Here is an 18,500-nt window from a genome sequence, read left to right on the forward strand (position 1 = left end):
GGAAATCCCTTGAGTTCTAATCCGAAAAGGACAGGGAGCTCTCTCGGGGATCGGCGTCTGTGCTTACTGAGCTCTAGGGGCGCGGTCTGAACATACAGTAGGTGGTAACGCCACCCAGTTTTCTCTTCTCTACGAGCCGATATCCGAACCGCTCATACAGGAGAACATTGTCCTCGTTTTCCGTGTCCAATCCGATGCCCGCAGATGTCGGGTCCTGATCTGCAAGCGCATGAACTTCATTCAGCAGCAGCTTGCCCAAACCCGTCCCTTGATGTTCGGGGGCTACACCCACAAATACCAAATAATGATGAGGAACGGAGGGACGGACGGATGTCGTGAGCCGCATATACTCATTGATCAAAGCAAACGAGCGCGGCGGAACTTGACAGAGCAGTCCGATTGCCCGGCAGAGGAATCGCGCTTTTGCAAGGAATCCCGCATCCTTATAGCTTGTCGGAAGCTCCACGCATGCGGCGCCCCGCAGTGTCCCTTGTTCTTGAACGCGGATCAGCATTTCCTGCAGCAACAAGCTCTTATGAAATAAAAAGCTAAAAAAATGACCGATATGAATGAATCGCTTTGCCCCCGGGAACAGATGGCGGAACATCGGATCATCGGAGAAGGCTTTCGGCAAAATGTCCCTAGCTTGAGCGGCGTGTGCGGTTCCCAAACGGATAATTTCCCGGCTGCAGGTTGAATGGTCCCGGTCCGTCATCTTCTAATGCTCCCTCCGCGCATAATGATCCACCGCGAAGCTGAACACGACTTTAAAAATAAAGAAAAACAGCATGACGAGAAGAAGCTTGGGGATCGAGGCGAAGCACAGCAGCAGGCCGGCAAACCCGGTGCATATGAAAACTGCCGCAATCGTTCGTTGAGCCGGATGCCCGAGGAGGGCGTTGACGATAAAAGCCGACACGATCGTATAGCCCCACACGAAAAGGCAGGGAATAAAGTGCTCCCCCAGGACGGCAGCGAGCAGGATGGGTTGAACATGGATGGCCATAAACACCAGTCGCGCTACCGGATGAGCCTGGTAGTGGTTATTGGTCGACAGTGTGAAGTTGGCAATGACCCCGCCATGGATGTCCAGCGCCAAGAGCAGGATGGCAAGCAGCTGCCACAGGACAAGCCCGCTCCACTCGGAATACGTCAGAGCAAGGAGTGCCGCGCTCATGCCGCCGCCAAAACCTAAGGTTAGCGCCAACTCCAAGACGGTCGATCTTTTGCCGAACACTTCATGAAAAAAGGCCGGGATGTTTACAGGTTTCATGACAAATCCTCCTCAGACTAAAAATATGACCGTTCGAACGGTCAGTTTTATGCGAAACGAGCTCCGGCTTACGCCAGGGAGTCGTCTTCGGCCAAGTGTCGGCAGAGCATGCTAACTTGCAGCCGCCAAGCTTGTTCGTACAACTGACCGTTTCCATTCAGCAAATAATGCAGGCCCATGCCGTCCATGAGCGAAAAGAGAAGCGCAGTCACGGATTCCAGCGTTTTTTCGTCAAGGGGACGGGGAGCCAGCCGGTTGAGCTGATGGCGTAAGAGCTCGGTGATTTTATCGGTACAGCGTAGGAGGGCTTCCCGATATTCCGATTTGAACATTCCCTCATGATAAAAGGAAAAAAAGGCTTTGAACGCTTTAAGATAAGGTTCCGGCACTCGGAATACGGACTGCCCGAGCTGATGAAGAAACTGCTCCAAGTCCCGATATTCCTGCGTCATCGGCTCAAGGAGATCGTCGAACAAAATATGGAGTGCACCGTGAAGGATTTCGTCGATGGATTTGAAATGGTGAAATATATTGCTTTTGCTCACGCCTGTCAGCTGCGCGAGCTTGGCCGCCGATACTTCTTTGATGCCGTGCTCCGAAATGATGGCGATCGCAGCGTGTAAGATTCGTATCCGGGTTTGTTCGCCCTTTTCCATGCGCTTATCGTGTACTTTGGGATCCATGGCGAAGCTCCTTTCCGGATCATTATATAACTGACCAACCGGACAGTCAATGTGCTGATGATGTACAGATCGGTGGTTCAAAAGTGATATGGGCTGGCGGAGTAGTGAAAAAATAGGTCTAATTTACCAGAAAATTTGACAAATTGTGTCGAAAATCACATTGAAATGCCCTGCTTTTACCAGATATCATATAGTACATGCCGAATGGACGGGTAACCGTTGAATGCGCGTAAAAATTTTTAGCGGGAGTGGAAGTTTTGATATGCTGACAAATTCAGAGCTTCGCCGGATGGCGAGGGAGAGCTTGCAAGGGAACTGGGTGAACGCGGTTCTTGGCGTTTTCATTTATGGGATTATTCTTTCTGTGATGGCGAACATACCGTTAATCGGATGGATTGGCGCTATCGTGATTACCGGACCTTTGACGTACGGCCTCTACGGTTATTACCTGGGCACGGTTCGCGGCGAACTGACGTCGGTCAGCAATTTGTTCGACGGATTCAATAACAATCAGTTCGGGAATGCCTTCGTTTTAAATCTCGTGTCGGGCATCTTCATTTTCTTGTGGTCTCTGCTTCTTATTGTACCGGGGGTTATTGCAGCTTTGAGCTACTCGCAAGCGTATTTTATTATGCGCGACAATCCGGGAATACCGGCCCTCGATGCCTTGCGTCAAAGCAAGGAGATGATGAACGGACACAAGACCCGGCTGTTTATGCTTTATTTGAGCTTTATCGGATGGATTCTGCTCGGCATGATTCCGTTGGGCCTCGGCATGTTTTGGGTACAACCGTATATCTATGCGGCGATGGCTGCTTTCTATGAGGAATTGAAAAACCAGAATTTTTCCACGCCCTATGAGGAAGCGCCTCGCAGCTATACTCTCTAATTTGCCATGATCGTTGGCAAACCCGGAGCTCTTCCGGCAAGTGTATCAAAAAAACAGAGTTGTCTCCGTCGAATGACGTCAGGCAGCTCTGTTTTTTTTGGCGCGTACTCACAACCGTCGCACCGAGGGAGGAGAGCTTTTCATCCGCTAAAGACAGAAAGCCCTGCAGGCTTGTCCGGTCGGCTGTTCGTTGGAACGAACGCAGAGCAGACAAACGCTGAGGGCTTTCGAAGGTACGGGAAACTTCCGTTCAGGTGTTAAATTTACTTGTCAGTCATCACTTGCTTGTACTGCTCGTCCGACAGGACGCGCCGCGCCGTGACGTAACGCTTGGCGTAGTAGGAGTCACTGAGTTTCGTAACGGTGACGCCTTGATCCGTAGCGGAGTGATAGAACTTGCCTTCGCCTACGTATACGCCTACGTGGGAGATCCCTTTGCCATCGGTGTTGAAGAACACCAGGTCGCCGGGACGAAGCTGGTCTTTGGCCACCTCGGTACCAAGCTCGGCTTGGCCTTTGGACGTATGCGGCAGATCGACGCCGAATTTGTCGAATACCCAGGAAGTATAGCCCGAGCAATCGAAGCCTTTGGTCGTGGTGCCCGCGTACTTGTAGGGCGTGCCCATAGCCTCGTTAACCGCTGCGCTTAGTGGGGTTTCTGCAAAAACGCTACCAACCGAAATGCTGCAAAACAAGGTCAAAGAAAATGCAAAACCTACAAGCTTTTTCAAAGAAGTTTCCCCTTCCGGTGCCTACGAGGTTAGCTTGAGGGTTCGGTTGAAGGTTCCCTATGATCACTCTACTGCGAGATCAATTCACCCAAAAATGGATCCCCCGTTTTCTGCGAACAGAAATTCGGCAAAATTTTCTTTTTTAATTCCGAGTAGATATATTCGAGCAAACATGACGTTTTCCTCCCTTTGTCACATAATTGTCACAGAATCAATGTTTATTTATGAAACTTTTTGTTTATTAGCCAAAAAGAACGTCATCTCCCGGCACTTTCGGAAGATGACGTTCCTGTATTTTGGAATTATATTTATTCGGGGAGTAGGGTTATGCCTTCTCCGCCCAAAGTGCATACTGCGTGCCGATCTCCCATACCTTGAAAAACATTTGCACCAGCCGGTACGCCTGCATGAGAACGAGCGCCGCGAAGCCTGCCCACCAGAAGGACGACACCATGACGGCGGCGGACAGCACAAGCGACAGAGCGGCGACCGCAAGCGCGGCCAGCGCGATGACCGGCAGATGCCGGAAGGCGAACAGCAGCGTGTACAGCGTGGACCTTCCGTCCGTTTTGCCAATCTGCAGGAACAGGAATAGCAGCTGCAGCAGGAACAGGTAGGCGGCGTACAAGGCCAAGGCGGGCAGCAGGGCTTGCCCCAGCGAAGCGTAGGAGGCATGGACGGCGAATTGCTTCACGGCGTGAGGCGCAAGCCAGTAAAGCGGGCCGATCGACAGGACGAGCTGGAGCGCATACAGCCCGAGGAACGGGAAGAACAGCTTGCGGATGCCGGCCACAAACCGGTAGCCTGCATTCAGCTCCCCGTGCCGAAGGGAGTAGAACACTCCGGCGTTCAGCGCGGGATGCAGCAGCATCCGGAGCCCGAGCAGGCCGAGCCCCGTCCATAGGTAAGGTACGATCAGGTCGGTCTTCATCAATTGAAATTGGCCCTCCACCCAGAACAGCCGTACCGACTCGCCGGGAAGCGCCCCGCCGGGATACCGGTGAAGGAGGGGGAGTACGACCGATTGAATGAGTTTATACAAGACGACGCCCCAAAGCAGATTGTAGAAGAAGAGCGCGAAGACGGCGAACGGCTGATGCCAGGCGATGGCCCAGCCCTTTTTGATCCGATTCCACATGTTCATCACCTCACCAGACGACCCAGCCGAACAAGGTCTCCAAAAATTTGACGATCCCCATGTTCCATCGAACGGACAGCTTGGTATCGACCTCCGTTTTCATAAAGCTGTTGATCCGCTTGTTTTCCAGTACGATCGAATGCTGCGGGTCGAGCGATACCCAAGCGATCGGAGCGGTGTGATTCAGCTTCATGATCACTTCGCTGTCGACGCCGTCCCACGTCTTATCCAACTCCGAACCGTCGGCGAAGTGAAAGCGGATCGGCACATTGTTGTAGGTTCCGCCCAGCTTGCGCAGCTGCACGCTGTTCTCATAGACGGGCTGTCCGTTTTCGGCCCCTTTCCGGACCTTGATTCCGGTGACGGCGTAGTCAACCATCATGCCGTTATAGATGTATTGATGGAAAAATTCCTGCCAGCTTGTTTTCGTTACGTCCTCGACTGTCCTTTGAAAATCGGCCGTACCCGGATGCTTGAACTTCCAGCGCTGGAAATAGGTGCGCAGAATCTTATCCATGGTCTCCAGCCCGGCCTGCCGTTCCATCGCCTTAAGCACAAGCTTGGCGCGGGTGTAGACGTTCTCGGCGTATTGATTGTGTCCGCCGTAACTCCACGAATGCAGCTTGAGCGCCGCCGGATTCGTAATGTAGCTCGATTCGATGAGCAGGTTCGGGCGTACGCCGTATTCCGCTTCCATGATCCGGTCTTCGGCATACGAGGTGAAGCCTTCGTCGAGCCACGCTTCCTCGAACTCATTGCTGGCCACCATCCCGTACCAGAACTGATGGCCGATCTCGTGCACGACGACCCGTTCAAGCTCCAGAGTCGGGTTCTCTTCGCCGGCTCCCCAGGCGGTGACGAGCGTCGGATACTCCATGCCTCCGGCGCCGTTGCCGTCTGCGGGCGGCACGACGATCGACAAGGTCGAATACGGGTAGCTGCCGTACCATTGGGAGTAGCGGGCCAGCGCTTTTTTGGCGGCGGTCATGTAGCGGGCCTTGAGACGCTCGTGCTTCGGATCGAGATACAGCTTGATGCGGACGCCGGGCAGATGAGGAGTCGCGTAAGGCTCTTCGAAATAAACGAAATGCGGCGAGGCCGACCAGGCGAAATCATGCACGTCGTCGGCATAGAAGGTGTAGGTTCTCGTCTTGCCGTCGTCGGTAACAGGTTTGGTGGGAAAGCCGGTGGCCGCTACGGTATAAGCGGAGGGAACCTTTAGCTTGACGTCGAAGATGCCGAAGTCCGAATAAAATTCCGAGTTGCCGTGATACTGATGCAGGTTCCAGCCTTCGTCGGCCCGACCGCGGACTCCTTTGGGTTCATAGACGGCAACCTTCGGAAACCATTGGCCGGCCATGACGAAATCTCCGGCATACCCCATCCGGGCGAACACCTGCGGCAGTTTGACCGAAAAATTGGTGCGCAGCGTCACCTTCTCGCCGGGTCCGACCGCTTTGGGCAGCGGCACCTTGATCAGCGTTCTGTCATCTTTGTTGCCGTCGTCCGGCTGGACGTATTCGATCCGGTCGCCGAGCTCGATTTCGCTGCCGTCGAGCGTCTTGATCGAGCTGACGGTCATGTTTCCGAAGCTGCCGTCCTTGCTCGCGTCCTGCCGCAGCTTTCCGCCGGACTCCTTCAAGAAGGTCGATTTCTTCGATTCGAAGGCGTTCGGATACAAATGAAAATACAATTCCTGAACGGGTGCGCTTCCAGGGTTTTTCCAGGTTAATGCCGACGTGCCGCGGATCGATTTGCTCTGCGCGTCCAGCTCCGCGCTCAGATGATATTCCACGATTCGCTCGCTGAGCGGCTTCGGAGCCGGCTTTTCCGCCGGGCGTGCCGGCAGGCTGGGCGGCGCGGGCGGAGGCGCGACCGGTTCGTTCAGACGCGCGCTGGCCGGGAGCGCTCCGCCGGAGGGCAGGAAGATGCCCGTAGACGAGCCGTCCGCTTGTCCTTTGGCGGAAGGCCAGCGGGGCGCGGCGACGACGGCGCGTCCCGTCGTCGAAGGGACGGGCTTGAGCATCGTCAGCGGGTTCGCCGGTTCGTCTACAGGAAAGACGGAAGGAATGGCGGCATCTGCGGGCAGCATCCACCCTGCCGCCGACTTGATCGGCTGCGGGCCGGATTTCGGCAGGACGTTCGTCAGCAGCGTGGCCGTGAAGGTAAGAGCAAAGATCGAGCCCCATGTTGCGATTCGGTAGCCGAGTCGTATTTTCATTCAATATTCACCCCGTTGACAAGCATCTACAGCATGTATATGTGGGGGGGACGAGGATTATTTCTACCGTCCTCAAAAAGAATCGGCGGCTATTCGCAAGAGCCGAACTTGCCGGGGGGACCGCTTTTTAGTACAATTTTGATATCCTCAGGTTCAGGCTGCCGCATGGCTGCAGCGGATCGGGACATTTTGGAATAGCTTATTATCACGTGAAACAGGTGGTGCACGGATGGATATAAATGAACAAAACGCGCAGGCGGCAGATACGAAGAAGAAGCTGCCGACCTTGAACATCGTCAGCAGCAAGGAGACGAAGCACCGCGGCTTCGGGCAGGGCTCCATCGATCTGAGCCAGCTCTCCAGCGTCATTATCGACGGGGCGGAGGCGTATCTCGATCTGGGGGCGCTGCACGCGAAGAGCAAGGTGGAGAAGGGCATCAAGTTTACCGTCAACGCCGAAGAAGTGCCGAACGGCCGACCGTGCTGGATCGTATGGGTGGCGGTCGATTTTAAGGAAGAGGGCAAGTACTATGCCGGCGTCACCTCCTGCGAGATGCGGATCGATACCGAAGCGCGCAAGGGCTGGAAGCTGCTCGTCGACCATGTGAACCGGATGGATTATGCGCTCAAACGCCGCATCATGCTGGACAATCTCGGGCCGGAGCAGAAAGCGGCGCTGAAGCAATTGCTGGTGGACAACGATCCGGACATGTGGCAGCGTTCCGATGCCGCGCTGCATGAAGCGCTGGCCAATTAAATTTTTGTACATTATGTGACGGTCTTGTACCGTTTGCTATAACGATGTATACTAATGACTAGTATATGCATCATATACTAGGACAGCAAAAAGGCAGACCGTAGGTCTGCCTTTTTGTGTTTCCGCTAACAATACATTTTCCCCCTGCCATGCGCCATTCTTTTTTGTTCCCCGGCTTTTAGCTGCTCCACCAGCGCTTCAGGTCTTCCCACCAAGAGCGGTTCTGCTTTCCTTTGCCGGCTTTGCCCGCGTCGTTCGTCCCGGGCTGCTGCGTGCAGTATTCCGTCGGCTCCGTCCCTTGAATGAACGTTTCCATCCGCGAGCCCGGGCAGTCGTCGTTCGCCAGCTTGCCTGTCGCCGGGTCGATATAGACGCTCACGACACCCTCGGGTACCGGGAATAGCTTCGGCGGCACCGATTCCAGCGTCCGCTCCGTAAACTCCGCGAAGAGCGGAGCGGCCAGGTGCGATTCGACGTTGTTGATGTTGCGCCCTTTGTCGTAGCCCACCCAGACGGCGGTCGACAGCTCGGGCGTATAGCCAACGAGCCAGGCGTCCGTGTCCGTTGTGCCGGTTTTGCCCGCTACGGGGCGCTTGATCACGCTGGACACGCGGCTGCCCGTGCCGCCTTGGTCGAAGACGCTTTCCATCAGCTGTGTCAGCACATAGGTATAGGCGGGCTCAATGACCGTTTCCTGCTTCGGATTTGCCTCGTAGAGCACCCGCCCGCGCCGGTCCTCGATGCGCACGATAGCCGTCGGCTCGACGCGCACGCCTTGGTTGGCGAGGATGCCGAAGGCCGAAGCCATCTCGTAAGGGCTGACGGGGAACGTGCCCAGCGCGAGCGAAGGCATCGGCTTCATCGGACTCGTGATCCCCATCCGACGGGCCATTTCAATGACGCGGTCCGGCCCCGTTTCCAGCACCGTATGCACGGCGTAGATGTTGTCCGATTTGGCGATGGCCGTTCTCATATCGATCCAATCATAGTAGGCGTTGCCGAAGTTGTTCGGCGTATAGGATTGCCGTCCCTGATCGTAGGTGAACGTCGTCGGCTCGCTTTTGTAGCGGGTGGCCGGAGTGAATCCCTTTTCCTTCAGCGCCGTCAAATACACGATCGGCTTGAACGAGGACCCCGGCTGCCGCGTGCTGGACAGCGCCCGGTTGTATTGGTTCTGGGCGTAATTGCGTCCGCCGACCATCGCTTTGACGTACCCGGTGCGCGGATCGATGGCGACAAGCGCCGCCTGCAGCTCCGGATATTTTTCCAGCTGCTTCGCCACGACTTCCTCGGCGACGGCCTGCGCCTTTAAGTCCAGCGTCGTATAAATCCGCAGGCCGCTTTCGACGAATTCCTTGTCTTCGAGGCCGAGCAGCTCGGCCGCCGCGCCCCGCACATGGTCGCGGAAGTAGGGGGCCGTCACCGCTTTTTTATGCTCCTCCAGCGGCAGAATGCGCAGCTTCTCCCGCGCCGCCCGGTCCGCTTCGGCGGACGTGATGTAACCGGCTTCCACCATCGTCTGCAGCACCGTTTTTTGCCGGTCGAGCGCACTGTCCATATCGTAATAAGGCGAATAATAACGCGGCCCTTTCGGAATGCCGGCGAGCAGCGCGCTTTCGGCCAGCGTCAGCTCCTTGGCCTCCTTGCCGAAGAAGAGCTTCCCCGCAGCCTCGATGCCGTACGTCGCATGCCCGTAATATATTTGATTCAAATATTGCTCCAGAATCTGGTCCTTGCTCATTTGCAGTTCCATCTGCACGGCGTAATACGTTTCCTTGATTTTGCGGCTCCACGTCCGCTCGTGTGACAAGTAGAGATTGCGTGCGAGCTGCTGCGTGATCGTACCGGCCCCTTGCACCTTGGACATATGCTGCAGGTTGACCCAGGCCGCCCGGACGATCCCTTTCGGATCGAACCCGTAGTGCTGGTAGAACGTGCGGTCCTCCACCGCCAGCGTCGCTTCGAGCAGCTTTGGGGAAATGTCCCGCAGCGATACGCTCTGTCGGTTTTTCACCGCGCCGTACGCTTCGATCAGCACGCCGTGCACGTCGTACATCTCCGACGCCGCCTCCGTCTTGGACACGGGAAGCGCCTGCGAACGCATGAACAGCAGCAGCACGATCATGATTCCGGCGCCAAGCAGCAGACACGTAAACGAAAACGACAGCCACCCTTTGAGCCGCCGGGCGAAGCGGAGCGCTCCGCCGTCTTCCGGCGCAGGCTGTTTTTTGGGCATGTCCGACACGTTCCGTCAGCTCCTTCCGTCTTTCCGCCGATGCTTTCCGTCTCTATTTCCAGTATGGAAAAACATAGCAGCGCGTATTCACGCGAGACAGGCGGAAACGTTAATTTTTTTTGAAAAACGGACGGAACGACCCTCTTTGTATTTGCAATTTTGGGGAGATACTCTATAATACAATTTGACATGCCAGAGACAAGCTGAATCCTTGGAAAAAAGCAGATGTCCGCCCGTCTTCCGGCCCTTGCACGGCCGGCCCTAACGAACCGAACGAAAGGTGGAATTACATATGGAATTGTGGTACACGGAGAAGCAGACCGATAACTTCGGCATTACGGCAAAAATCAGCAAAACGCACGTCACCGAAAAAACCGACTTCCAAGATCTCGCGATGATCGAGACGGAAGAATGGGGCACGATGCTCGTGCTCGACGGCATGGTCATGACGACCGTGAAGGACGAGTTCGTTTACCATGAGATGGTTGCGCATCCGGCGCTCTATACGCATCCGAATCCGAAGCACGTCCTCGTGGTCGGCGGCGGCGACGGCGGCGTCATTCGTGAAGTCATGAAGCACCCGGAAGTGGAAAAAGCGGTGCTGGTCGACATCGACGGCAAAGTCATCGAGTACTCCAAGAAGTATTTGCCGACCATCGCAGGCGAACTGGACAACCCGCGCGTGGAAGTGATCGTGAACGACGGCTACATGCACATCCACGATCATAAGAACACGTACGACGTGATTATGGTCGATTCCACCGAACCAGTCGGTCCGGCGGTGAACCTGTTCACGCAGGGCTTCTATAAAGGCATCTACGACGCGCTGAAGGAAGACGGCATTTTCGTGGCCCAAACGGACAACCCGTGGTTCAAAGCGGACCTGATCCAAAACGTCAACCGCGACGTGAAGCAAATTTTCCCAATTGTCCGCGTGTACTGTGCGAACATCCCGACGTATCCGAGCGGCCTCTGGACCTTCACCATGGGCAGCAAAAAGCACGATCCGCTCGCCGTCGACGAAACGAAAATTCCGGAGATCGACACGAAGTACTACTCGCCGCGTCTGCATAAGGCGGCTTTCGTACTGCCGAAATTCGTGGAAGATTTGACGAAGTAAGCGGAGGAGACCAACGACTGATGAAACTCGATCAAAAATATTCCGGCAATGTGTTCATTCTAAGCTCGGACGACTATGCGGCGTCCCGCGCCGTTATTTACGGCATGCCGATGGACTATACCGTCAGCTTCCGTCCCGGTTCCCGGTTCGGCCCTTCGCGCATCCGCGAGGTGTCGATCGGTCTGGAGGAATACAGCCCGTATTTGGATAGAAGCCTGGAAGACATCACTTACTTCGACGCAGGCGACCTGCTGTTGCCGTTCGGCAACCCGGGCCGCAGCCTCGACATCATCGGCGAATACGTGCGCGGACTGTTGGCCGACGGCAAGTTCCCGCTCGGCCTGGGCGGCGAGCATCTCGTGTCGTGGCCCGTCATCCAAGAGGTGTATGCAAGATACCCTGATCTTGCGCTCATTCACATCGATGCGCATGCCGATCTGCGCGAGCAGTACGAAGGCGAGCCGTTGTCCCACTCGACGCCGGTCCGCAAAGCGGCGTTGCTCATGGGCGGCAAGAACGTTTACCAGTTCGGCATCCGTTCCGGCTCCCGCGAGGAATTCCAATTCGGACGCGAGAATATCAACTTCTACCCGTTCGAAGTGCTGGAGCCGCTCAAGAAGGTGCTGCCGGAGCTGGCCGGACGTCCGGTTTATTTGACGATCGACATCGACGTGCTCGATCCGATGTGCGCCCCGGGTACCGGTACCGCCGAAGCAGGCGGCATCACGTCCAAGGAGCTGCTCGCGGCGATTCATGCGATGGCTGCCTCCGAATTGAACTTCGTCGGCGCCGATCTCGTCGAAGTGGCCCCGGCCTACGACCCGACGGAGCAGACCCAGATTGTCGCCAGCAAGCTGATTCGCGAAATGCTGCTCGGCTTGGTGAAGTAGGCTAAATCGCGCGGAAACAGCCGCCGCCATGTTGCCCCTTGCGGGAAGCATGGCGGCTTTTTGCGTTGGCTTCCCGCCCGGTACTAGTCGAAATTAGTACTTATCCCCCTGCTGGATGCGGCCTACAATAGAGCCATAAAGAGAGGGGGTCCCGCGTTTGAATGCGGCAAAATCATTGGCAACAACAAAACCTGCGTTTCCGGTTTTCGTCCTTCTGGCGTACGGGGTATTCTGGGCATGGATGGCGATAGCGCCGTTAAACCGGTTCGACTGGCTGCTGGAAAATTTGCTGATTTTTCTGTGCGTGGGGGTGCTGATCGGAACTTACCGTTTGTTTCCGCTCAGTCACGGTTCTTATGTGGGGATTGCTTTGTTTTTGGCGCTTCATACGTACGGGTCGCACGGCTCCTACGGCGCGACGCCGATCGACCCGCTGCTGCAGCTGTTGTTCGGCGGGGGGCGTCTGCCGTATGACCGGCTGGTGCATCTGGCTTACGGAGTGCTGCTGGCCGGACCGATCCGGGAGGCGCTCATGAGGCTTGCAGGCTTGAGAGAATTTGCGGCGGATGCGCTTGCCGTTGCCGTCGTGCTGGCCACCGGCGCATTTTACGAATTGATCGAGATGTGGGTCGCCGGATTGGTGGCCCCGGAGATGGGCGCGTTGTTTCTTGGATCGCAAGGCGATCCGTGGGACGCGCAGCACGATATGGAGCTTGAACTGGTCGGGGCCGTGGCGGTATTGGGGCTGGGGGCCTTGCTGCGCCGCTTCAACCTTTTCGCAAAGTGAACACTGTCAACTCCGGACGGCATAGAAAGCGGACGGGTTGTTCGGACACGCCGATGCCCCGGTTGACGTACAACTGCAGCTTGCCGGCGCCAAGAACGTAATGCCCGAGAACATACTTTTTTCCGAATTTCGGCGTAATCACATGCCCGTAGAACGGCAGTCGCACTTGCCCTCCGTGGCTATGTCCCGACAGCTGGAAGTCAACCGGATAGCGTACGGCGATATCGGCAAAATCGGGGCAATGCGACAGCAAAATGACGAAGTCCTCCGGTCTAACGCCGGTCAGCGCCTTGTCGATGTCGGGGTATCCTTTCCATTGGTCGTCTACGCCTGCCATGACGAAGCTGCTCCCCGGGTGCTGAATCCGGACCATTTTATTGGTCAGGAGCTCGAAAGCGGCGTTTTTCAATAGAGCTTGAACTTTTGGAGCATCTTTATAGTAATCGTGATTGCCCAGCACCGCGTATTTTCCCAGCGGAGGCCTCAGCTCCGAGAGGACGCGGGCATAGGCGTCGCCGTCCGGTCCGACGGCATAATCCACCAGATCTCCGGTAAAGCATACGATATCCGGTTGAATCCGGTTGATCAATCCAATCAGTTCCGACAAGTCCTTCGTATCAAAATTAAAGCCGAGATGCACGTCGCTGAACTGAACCACTTTTGTTCCGTCCATCTGTTGGGGCAGTCTTGCAAAAGACAGTGTATATTCCGTGACTTCCAGCCATTTCGGCTCGGCGTAACGGGCATATCCGTAGGTGGCCCCGGGCAGGGCAACGAGTCCGGCGGCGGTTAACGTCAATGTTTTCAGAAATGATCTTCTTGACAACTTTTTATTGCGCTTGCTTTCGTTGGAATCCATAGGTATGAGCAATCTCCTCGGGATGGATTGGCCGGCGGTCTCTCGCAGCTGCCGAAACTTACTATAACAGACGTATAAAGGTTTCATTTGGTTTCCATAAATGGAAGCCCATCAATCCTATATCATCTTAGCAAGAATAAGGAGTCTTGCAAACCGCTGCCTCCCGCCGGATCCGGGCTTGTCCGGGAGCGGAAGAAGACCTGTCCGCGGACTTCATTTTTTTGTACAATAGGAGGATCACAGCAGAACGGGAGAGAAAACGAAGATGACGGAAAAGCAGCAGACTGGCGCCTGCAAGCGGGCCGTACGCATTACGCTGGAAAGCGACAGCGGTGGGGAACGGATCGTCCGGCAGATGACGGGCGAATGGTTCTCGAAGGGACGGCATGCGTACCTCCGGTATGCGGAGCCTCCGGAAGCGGAGATGGGCCGTACGGTAACGACCGTCCGGGTGGATCAGGGGGAAGTGCGGATTGTCCGGCACGGGGACGTATCGTTCGAGCAGACGTTCGTTCCGGACCGGCGGCATTACGGCTACCTTCAAACCCCTCAAGGGCGGCTTGAGCTGGAGACGTTCACTCAAACGCTGGACGTTGCCGCAGAAGGACCGGACGCTCTGCTTGCCGTCCGCTGGAGCTATGAGCTGTCGGTGATGGGGCAAACGCCTGAACGGTGCAGCATATGCCTGACCGCCGTACCCGTACCGGAGTGACCGGTTATTTGGATACGGCGGATACGCTTCGGAAGGCGTGAATTTCCTTGGCGCCGGTCATCAATTTGCGCGATTTTACGATATAGCGGGCATGCTTGCGCAGCAAATTTTTTATTCGCAGCGGCTTGAGGCCTGGCTTTCTCGCGAGCATCAGCGCGATAACCCCGGTGACATGGGAGGTTGCCATGGACGTGCCGCTGAGCTCGTGATACTTGCCCCGCAACCAGGTGGAGTATACTTTTTCCCCGGGCGCGTAGATGTTGATCTGTTTGCCGATATTGCTGAAAGGAGCAATCCGGCTTTTGCGGGTCGTCGCGCCGACGGCGATCACTTGCCGCAGCCGGGCGGGATAGTCGACCTGGGCCTGATTGCCTTCGTTGCCCGAGGAGGCTACGACGATGATGCCGCTCCGGTAGGCGCTGAGCACCGCCGCTTCCAGCGCTTTGCTGTACGTTCTCATACCGAAGCTCATATTGATGATATCGACGCCGCTGGAGACGCACCAGTCAATGCCTCCGATAATATCGGAGACGAATGCGCCGCCGTGCTGATCGAAAGCTTTCACCGGATGAAGAACGGCCTGCGGCGCCACGCCGATAATGCCCCGGTGCCGGGTGTACGCCGCGATCGTTCCCGCGATATGCGTGCCGTGGCCGTTGTCGTCAATCGGCGGCAGCTGACGGTTCAAAATATTGACGCCCCGCGACAAGCAGTGGCGAAGGTCGGGGTGCGTATAATCCGCGCCCGTATCGATGACGCCGATGCGTACCCGTTCCCCGCGCGATTTGCTCCAGGCCTGCGGGGCGCGAATGTGGCGGACCCCCCAAGGGATGACGGCCTTCGCGGGCGATTTTTTTTCTTCCCCGGAAGGCAGAGCGGACGAAGCATGGCCCAGGGCATGCAGCTTGATGCGCGTATCCGGCTCGATTGAACGGATAAAAGGGGCCGAAACCGCTTCGCTGCCGGTCCGAAGCGTGCAGGAGATGGCACGGATAAGACGGAGCGGCTGAATCTGGTGCAGCCGGGGCAGTGATTTCCGTTGCCGGCCGATTTGCCGGGCGAAAGCGGCATAGTCCCGGTCGTTCAGAAACCGGATAATATGCCGCTTGTCGGTACCCTCGGAGCCTTCCATGGCTTCGTGAAGCCATGACACGAACGTCGACGGATCCATGTCGTTCCCTCCCACAGGCTCGGAAATTCCTTTTTGTATCGTATGAGGGACCGAAGGCTTCTGTATGAGCGCATGGCCTTATTCAAAATAATTAGGTGCGTGACCGTGTCAAAGCGAAAGCGGGCACATACCATATTAGGGGAGGGTCTGGCACTCCTCCGTTTTTCATTCAGCAGGGGCAAAAGACAGCGGTCGGTCGGCCACTTGTCTTTTGCGGATACAGTCGGAACAAGGATCACGCCTGCAGCGGACGGCGCCGAGTGCGAAGGAGCTGCCGGTGCGGTCCTTGTTTCCATTTCGGGAAATGCCGCGCCGCCAGTTGCTTTTTTACATAAAATAAGGTTTACTTATTGGTGATAGTGGATAGTTTAGTGGTAGTTAAAGACGTTGGAAGGGATGTGCCCCGAAATGAGTGCTCAAAACTTACTGCTTAAAATCGGCGCAGAGCAAGCCAAGGAAATGCCTATGGTCGACCTCGCCTTTGAGCTTCTGAAAGCGGCCAACACGCCGTATTACTATCGGGATTTGATGGCGGAGATTGCCAAAATCAAAGGTCTGTCCGATGACGAAGTCATGCAGGTCATTGCGCAATTATATACGGAGATTAATATCGACGGCCGTTTTGCGTGCGTCGGCACCAATCTGTGGGGATTGAAACGCTGGTATCCTGTCGAGAAGTCCGAGGATTCGGTGGGCAGCGGCAAGCGTCCGCGCATCATTAACGACGAGGACGACGATCTCGACGACGAGGATCTGTACGCCGAGGAAGAAGACGTATTCGTCGAAGAAGAAGAATACGATTCGTTCGATGCGCCTCGCGACGACGATTTTGACGCGGAAGAAGAAGTCGAGGAAGAAACCGAGTTTTTCGAAGACGAAGAAATCGAAGACGAGGACCTGGACGAAGCGCTGGATGAGGAAGGGTCCGAGGAAGAGGATCTGGAAGATTTGGGCGATGACGACGACAGTGCGGACGACGACGAAGAAGAAAATAAATAAAACAGGCTTGTCCTTGACAGCCGGGACCGTTCAGAGTAAACTATTTTCTGGGCTTTAGATGGAACGTTACGAACCTTGATGACTTTTGATAAAAAAGTGCCCCGTATTCACGGGGGCTTTTTCTTTTTTTTTGTTGGAAAAATTTTATAAGTTTTCGTAACTTGTCGCTTCGTATCAACCTTGATAAACGTGCTTATCCTTTTAAAGATAGAGACGTTGGAGCCGTTTATCATGGATCGGGATGCAAAACTTTTGGGAGGTATTACAGATGACAAAGTACATTTTCGTGACCGGGGGCGTCGTTTCCTCCTTAGGCAAAGGCATCACGGCCGCATCGCTTGGAAGACTGCTCAAAAACCGCGGACTGAAGGTCACGATCCAGAAGTTCGATCCTTACATTAACGTGGACCCGGGAACGATGAGCCCTTACCAGCATGGGGAAGTATTCGTCACCGACGACGGTGCGGAAACGGATCTTGACCTTGGACACTACGAACGTTTTATCGACATCAATCTGTCGAAGAACAGCAATGTCACCACGGGGAAAGTATACTCCTCTGTCATTGCCAAGGAGCGCCGCGGCGAATATTTGGGCGGGACCGTTCAGGTCATTCCGCACATTACGAACGAAATCAAGGAGCGGGTATTCCGCGCCGGACGCGAAGCGCATTCGGACGTCGTAATTACCGAGATCGGCGGTACGGTGGGCGATATCGAGAGCTTGCCGTTCCTTGAAGCGATTCGTCAGATCAAGAGCGACATCGGCCGTGAGAACGTCATGTATATTCACGTCACGCTCATTCCTTATTTGAAAGCGGCCGGCGAAGTGAAAACGAAACCGACCCAACACAGCGTCAAAGAGCTGCGCAGCATCGGCATCCAGCCGCATGTGATCGTCTGCCGGACGGAGCATCCGCTGACCGAGGATATGAAGCGCAAGCTGGGGCAGTTCTGCGATGTCGACCCGGGTGCCGTTATCGAGTGCATCGACGCCGAGACGTTATACGAAGTGCCGTTGATGCTGCGCGAGCAAGGGCTTGACGACATCGTCGTCAACCACCTGAAGCTGTCCACGAACGAGCCGGACATGACGGAGTGGGAAAACCTTGTGGGTCGGGTGAAGTCGCTTAAAACGACGACTGAAATTGCCATTGTCGGCAAATACGTTGCTCTGCACGACGCCTACCTCAGTATTGTCGAAGCGCTTGGCCACGCCGGAATCGACTGCAATACCGAAGTCAAGATCCGTTGGGTCAATGCGGAGGAAGTATCCGATCATAACGTGGACGAGCTGCTCTCCGGCGTTCAAGGCATTCTGGTGCCGGGCGGCTTCGGCGACCGCGGCATCGAAGGCAAGGTAACGGCGATCCGTTACGCGCGCGAGAACAAAATCCCGTTCTTCGGCATTTGCCTCGGCATGCAGGTGGCCGTTGTCGAATACGCCCGCTCGGTGGTGGGACTCGAAGGCGCGAACAGCTCGGAGATTCATCCGACGACGCCTTATCCGGTCATCGACCTGCTTCCGGAGCAGAAGGATATCGAAGACCTCGGCGGAACGATGCGCCTTGGCCTGTATCCTTGCAAGCTCAAGGAAGGCTCGCTCGCGATGCGCTGCTACGACGACGAGCTCGTTTACGAGCGCCATCGCCACCGGTACGAGTTCAACAACGAGTACCGCGACCGCATCGAAGCGGCCGGCTTGCAGATTTCCGGCACAAGCCCGGACGGCCGTTTGGTCGAGATTATCGAATGTCCGGACCATCCGTGGTTCCTGGCCGTGCAATTCCATCCGGAATTCACCTCGAGACCGAACCGTCCGCAGCCGCTGTTCAAGCATTTCGTGCAAGCGGCGTACCAACATTCCAAATAAATTGCTGCACGCAGCTATCGAAACAGGAGACGTATCCGGTATGTACCGGACGCGCCTCCTGTTTTTTTTGTATCCCAAGAAGCGAACGGTTTGTGCATGTCTGCTTAATTTGTAAAAGTTTTCAACTTTTTTTAGAGATACGGCAGGAATCGCGGGAGCGGCAG

General features: G+C 55.7%; 17 protein-coding genes and 1 riboswitch. Of the genes, 8 read left to right on the top strand and 9 right to left on the bottom strand.

Features of this window, described 5'->3' with window-relative positions; genetic code table 11:
* Window positions 1-73 precede the first annotated feature (73 nt).
* The 3 genes from QJ48_RS30285 to QJ48_RS30295 form a co-directional block, all read right to left on the bottom strand.
* Window positions 74-715 (bottom strand): N-acetyltransferase, encoded by a 642-nt coding sequence (locus QJ48_RS30285; RefSeq protein WP_054977080.1) that lies wholly within the window; start codon window positions 713-715, stop codon window positions 74-76.
* A 3-nt stretch (window positions 716-718) separates the two neighbouring features.
* Entirely contained in the window at window positions 719-1,273 is a 555-nt protein-coding gene (locus QJ48_RS30290) for a hypothetical protein (RefSeq protein WP_054977081.1), read from the bottom strand.
* A 68-nt stretch (window positions 1,274-1,341) separates the two neighbouring features.
* Entirely contained in the window at window positions 1,342-1,956 is a 615-nt protein-coding gene (locus tag QJ48_RS30295) for a TetR/AcrR family transcriptional regulator (protein WP_054977082.1), read from the bottom strand.
* 262 nt (window positions 1,957-2,218) lie between these two features.
* Between QJ48_RS30295 and QJ48_RS30300 the strand changes: the two genes are divergently transcribed.
* Entirely contained in the window at window positions 2,219-2,845 is a 627-nt protein-coding gene (locus tag QJ48_RS30300) for a DUF975 family protein (RefSeq protein ID WP_054977083.1), read from the top strand.
* 263 nt (window positions 2,846-3,108) lie between these two features.
* Here QJ48_RS30300 and QJ48_RS30305 read toward each other — a convergent pair whose 3' ends face one another.
* The 3 genes from QJ48_RS30305 to QJ48_RS30315 form a co-directional block, all read right to left on the bottom strand.
* Window positions 3,109-3,576 (bottom strand): C40 family peptidase, encoded by a 468-nt coding sequence (locus QJ48_RS30305; protein WP_054977084.1) that lies wholly within the window; start codon window positions 3,574-3,576, stop codon window positions 3,109-3,111.
* 3 nt (window positions 3,577-3,579) lie between these two features.
* Window positions 3,580-3,716: riboswitch (cyclic di-AMP (ydaO/yuaA leader) on the bottom strand.
* Window positions 3,717-3,901: 185 nt separating this feature from the next.
* Complete coding sequence (locus tag QJ48_RS30310) at window positions 3,902-4,714, bottom strand: hypothetical protein (protein WP_193394518.1); 813 nt, start codon at window positions 4,712-4,714, stop codon at window positions 3,902-3,904.
* Between the two features lie 10 nt (window positions 4,715-4,724).
* Complete coding sequence (locus QJ48_RS30315) at window positions 4,725-6,935, bottom strand: M1 family metallopeptidase (protein ID WP_054977086.1); 2,211 nt, start codon at window positions 6,933-6,935, stop codon at window positions 4,725-4,727.
* A gap of 229 nt (window positions 6,936-7,164) precedes the next feature.
* On the opposite strand from QJ48_RS30315, the gene QJ48_RS30320 reads away from it, so the two are divergent.
* Window positions 7,165-7,692 (top strand): YwhD family protein, encoded by a 528-nt coding sequence (locus QJ48_RS30320; RefSeq protein ID WP_054977087.1) that lies wholly within the window; start codon window positions 7,165-7,167, stop codon window positions 7,690-7,692.
* Between the two features lie 178 nt (window positions 7,693-7,870).
* Here the strand turns inward: QJ48_RS30320 and QJ48_RS30325 are convergent, their stop codons facing one another.
* Window positions 7,871-9,928, bottom strand: coding sequence for a transglycosylase domain-containing protein (locus QJ48_RS30325; RefSeq protein ID WP_054977104.1), 2,058 nt, complete (start codon window positions 9,926-9,928; stop codon window positions 7,871-7,873).
* A gap of 292 nt (window positions 9,929-10,220) precedes the next feature.
* Between QJ48_RS30325 and speE the strand changes: the two genes are divergently transcribed.
* From speE to QJ48_RS30340, 3 genes are all read left to right on the top strand, one after another.
* Window positions 10,221-11,048 carry a polyamine aminopropyltransferase gene (speE, locus tag QJ48_RS30330; protein WP_054977088.1) on the top strand — a complete coding sequence of 276 codons (828 nt, stop codon included), beginning with the start codon at window positions 10,221-10,223 and terminating at the stop codon, window positions 11,046-11,048.
* A 20-nt stretch (window positions 11,049-11,068) separates the two neighbouring features.
* Complete coding sequence (gene speB, locus QJ48_RS30335) at window positions 11,069-11,938, top strand: agmatinase (protein ID WP_054977089.1); 870 nt, start codon at window positions 11,069-11,071, stop codon at window positions 11,936-11,938.
* A 157-nt stretch (window positions 11,939-12,095) separates the two neighbouring features.
* Window positions 12,096-12,725, top strand: a complete 630-nt coding sequence (locus tag QJ48_RS30340) for a DUF2238 domain-containing protein (RefSeq protein ID WP_082420740.1) — start codon at window positions 12,096-12,098, stop codon at window positions 12,723-12,725.
* Here the strand turns inward: QJ48_RS30340 and QJ48_RS30345 are convergent.
* Window positions 12,706-13,584: a metallophosphoesterase gene (locus QJ48_RS30345; RefSeq protein ID WP_054977090.1), complete on the bottom strand. Its 879-nt coding sequence runs from the start codon at window positions 13,582-13,584 to the stop codon at window positions 12,706-12,708. The genes QJ48_RS30340 and QJ48_RS30345 overlap by 20 nt on opposite strands.
* A gap of 265 nt (window positions 13,585-13,849) precedes the next feature.
* Between QJ48_RS30345 and QJ48_RS30350 the strand changes: the two genes are divergently transcribed.
* On the top strand, window positions 13,850-14,296 hold the full coding sequence (locus tag QJ48_RS30350; protein WP_054977091.1) for a DUF1934 domain-containing protein: 447 nt from the start codon (window positions 13,850-13,852) through the stop codon (window positions 14,294-14,296).
* 4 nt (window positions 14,297-14,300) lie between these two features.
* On the opposite strand, the gene QJ48_RS30355 is transcribed toward QJ48_RS30350, so the two are convergent.
* Complete coding sequence (locus QJ48_RS30355; RefSeq protein ID WP_054977092.1) at window positions 14,301-15,467, bottom strand: S8 family peptidase; 1,167 nt, start codon at window positions 15,465-15,467, stop codon at window positions 14,301-14,303.
* A 408-nt stretch (window positions 15,468-15,875) separates the two neighbouring features.
* Here QJ48_RS30355 and rpoE point away from each other — a divergent pair, with 408 nt between their 5' ends.
* Window positions 15,876-16,466, top strand: a complete 591-nt coding sequence (gene rpoE, locus QJ48_RS30360; protein ID WP_054977093.1) for a DNA-directed RNA polymerase subunit delta — start codon at window positions 15,876-15,878, stop codon at window positions 16,464-16,466.
* A 268-nt stretch (window positions 16,467-16,734) separates the two neighbouring features.
* Complete coding sequence (locus tag QJ48_RS30365) at window positions 16,735-18,336, top strand: CTP synthase (protein ID WP_054977094.1); 1,602 nt, start codon at window positions 16,735-16,737, stop codon at window positions 18,334-18,336.
* Window positions 18,337-18,500: the final 164 nt, after the last annotated feature.

The sequence above is a fragment of the Paenibacillus sp. A3 genome, from assembly GCF_001399685.1.
Lineage (GTDB): Bacteria > Bacillota > Bacilli > Paenibacillales > NBRC-103111 > Paenibacillus_G.